This is a genomic window from Burkholderia sp. AU4i (assembly GCF_000466765.1).
GTDB lineage: Bacteria > Pseudomonadota > Gammaproteobacteria > Burkholderiales > Burkholderiaceae > Burkholderia > Burkholderia cepacia.
This window is the reverse complement of record NZ_ASSI01000377.1, coordinates 1-2,705: the sequence shown is the minus strand read 5'-3', so window position 1 is coordinate 2,705 and position 2,705 is coordinate 1. Positions and strand designations below refer to the sequence as shown.

2 protein-coding genes and 1 pseudogene are annotated in these 2,705 nt (G+C 67.0%); all 3 read left to right on the top strand.

From position 1 onward, the window contains the following. The coding region (locus tag L810_RS42820) for a chemotaxis protein CheW (RefSeq protein ID WP_179945699.1) at positions 1-590 on the top strand (590 nt) is incomplete at its 5' end. A 51-nt stretch (positions 591-641) separates the two neighbouring features. Continuing rightward, complete coding sequence (gene cheW / locus L810_RS42815; protein ID WP_021164320.1) at positions 642-1,157, top strand: chemotaxis protein CheW; 516 nt, start codon at positions 642-644, stop codon at positions 1,155-1,157. Between the two features lie 37 nt (positions 1,158-1,194). Next, positions 1,195-2,661 (top strand): annotated as a pseudogene (locus L810_RS42810) (methyl-accepting chemotaxis protein); the annotation flags it as partial. Between the last annotated feature and the right edge of the window lie 44 nt (positions 2,662-2,705).

The following is a 2,705-nucleotide window of genomic DNA, read 5'->3' as shown; positions in this document are numbered from 1 at the left end:
CGGTGACCGACGTGTCGGGCCGCGGCGTCGGGATGGACGTCGTGAAGCGCAACATCCAGTCGATGGGCGGTCACGTCGAAATCACGTCGCAGGCCGGCCGCGGCACGACCACGCGGATCGTGCTGCCGCTCACGCTCGCGATCCTCGACGGGATGTCGGTGAAGGTCGGCAGCGAGATCTTCATCCTGCCGCTGAACTTCGTGATGGAGTCGCTGCAGCCGTCGAACGACGACATCTACACGGTCGGCAACGGCGAGCGCGTGGTGCGCGTGCGCGGCGAATACCTGCCGCTCGTCGCGCTGCACGAGGTGTTCTCGGTCGACGATGCGCGCACCGACCCGACGCAGGGGATCGTCACGATCATGGAAACCGAGGGGCGCCGCTTCGCGATGCTGATCGACGAACTGGTCGGCCAGCAGCAGGTGGTCGTGAAGAACCTCGAAACCAACTACCGCAAGGTGCACGGCATCTCGGCGGCGACCATCCTCGGCGACGGCAGCGTCGCGCTGATCGTCGACGTCGCGGCGCTGAACCGCGAAACCCGTGCGACGCACGGCGCCCGTGCCGGCGCCGAGCTCGCGATGTTCTGATGTCTCTCGCCATTCAACCGATTGGGGGCAAACGTGTCTGCTGAAGTCCAAATGATCAATCCGGCCGCGGCGAACGCGGCAACGAGCCGCCGCGACGCGGAACAAGGCGACGCGACGGGCCAGGAATTCCTCGTGTTCACGCTCGGCGACGAGGAATACGGAATCGACATCCTGAAGGTGCAGGAAATCCGCGGCTACGACAGCGTCACGCGCATCGCGAACGCGCCGGATTTCATCAAGGGCGTGATCAACCTGCGCGGGATCATCGTGCCGATCGTCGACATGCGGATCAAGTTCCATCTCGGCCGCGTCGAGTACGACCACCAGACGGTCGTGATCATCCTGAACGTCGCGCATCGCGTGGTCGGGATGGTGGTCGACGGCGTGTCGGACGTGCTGACGCTGCAGACCGACCAGATCATGCCGGCGCCGGAATTCGGCGCGACGCTGACGACCGAGTACCTGACGGGCCTTGGCACGGTCGACGGCCGGATGCTGATCCTGATGGACATCGAGAAGCTGATGTCGAGCCGTGAAATGGCGCTGATCGAGACGCTCGGCGGGTAAGCGCGCCGCGCGCGCAGGAATTTCGGGAGAATCTGCAATGTTGCATAACTGGTCGATCCGCACGACGCTCACGGCGGTCGGACTCATCCTGGTGGCGCTGGCCGCAGCCGTCGGCGGGCTCGGCCTGTACGCGCTGAATCACGCGAGCCGCTCGCTCGACGAGATCGCGCACGTCGACCTGCCGGCGATCCACACGCTCGACGACACGGCCGCGCACCTGCTGCGCTCGCGCGTCGCGCTCGACCGCTTCCGCACGCTGACCGAAGCCGGCAATACGGCCGACGCGCCGAAGGTGCTCGACCGCGCGCAAGAGCTGTTCGCGAAGTCGAACCAGAACTGGCAGGCGTTCCAGTCGTTGCCGAAGCTCGGCGTCGAGCAGGCGCTCCTCGATGAGCTCACCGCACGCTACACGACGATCGTGAAGGAAGGCGTCGAGCCGGAATTCGCGGCGGCGCGCGCGGGCGACATGGCGGCGTACCACGCGATTGCCGACGCGAAGATCAGCCCGATGTTCGTCGCGTTCGACCAGACCGCGGCGGCCGTGATCGCGTCGCTGCAGAAGCGCGCGGAAGAACGCCAGGCCGCGACGCAGTCGCAGATCTCGCTGATGATCGGGTTGATCGCGGCCGGCATCGCGATCGCGTTCGTCGTCGTGATCGCGATCCGCTTCGCGCTGCGCGGGCTGATCGTGCAGCCGCTCGAGGACGCGATCGCGCACTTCGAGCGCATCGCCGGCGGCGACCTCACGCAGCCGGTGAACGTATTCAGCACCAACGAGATCGGCCGCCTGTTCGGCGGCATCAAGCGGATGCAGGACGCCGTCACGGCGATGGTGCAGGCCGTGCATCGCGGCACCGAATCGATCGACGTCGGCGCGCGCGAGATCTCGACCGGCAACACCGATCTCTCGCAGCGTACCGAGGAGCAGGCCGCGTCGCTGCAGGAAACCGCGTCGAGCATGGAGCAGCTCACGGGCACCGTGCGCCAGAACGCGGAGAACGCGCGGCAGGCGAGCCAGCTCGCGGTGAACGCGTCCGACATCGCGACGCAGGGCGGCGACGTGGTCGGCCAGGTCGTGTCGACGATGCAGGACATCGCGGCGAGCTCGGGCAAGGTCGTCGACATCATCGGCACGATCGAAGGCATCGCGTTCCAGACCAACATCCTCGCGCTGAACGCGGCGGTCGAAGCGGCGCGCGCGGGCGAACAGGGCCGCGGCTTCGCGGTGGTCGCGGGCGAGGTGCGCTCGCTCGCGCAGCGCAGCGCGAGCGCCGCGAAGGAAATCAAGCAGTTGATCGGCGATTCGGCGGAGAAGGTCGAAAGCGGGTCGGCGCTCGTGTCGCGCGCCGGTTCGACGATGGACGAGATCGTGCAGGCCGTGCGCCGCGTGACCGACATCATGGGCGAGATCAGCGCCGCGTCCGAGGAGCAGTCGACCGGCATCGAGCAGGTCAACCGTGCCGTCGGCCAGATGGATTCGGTCACGCAGCAGAACGCGGCGCTCGAGATCGGAAGAGCACACGTCTGAACTCCAGTCACGTGAAACGA

What these genes read in the sequence shown, in the direction of transcription:
- cheW (WP_021164320.1), top strand. Translation starts at nt 642, where the DNA reads ATGATCAATCCGGCCGCGGCGAACGCGGCAACGAGCCGCCGCGACGCG.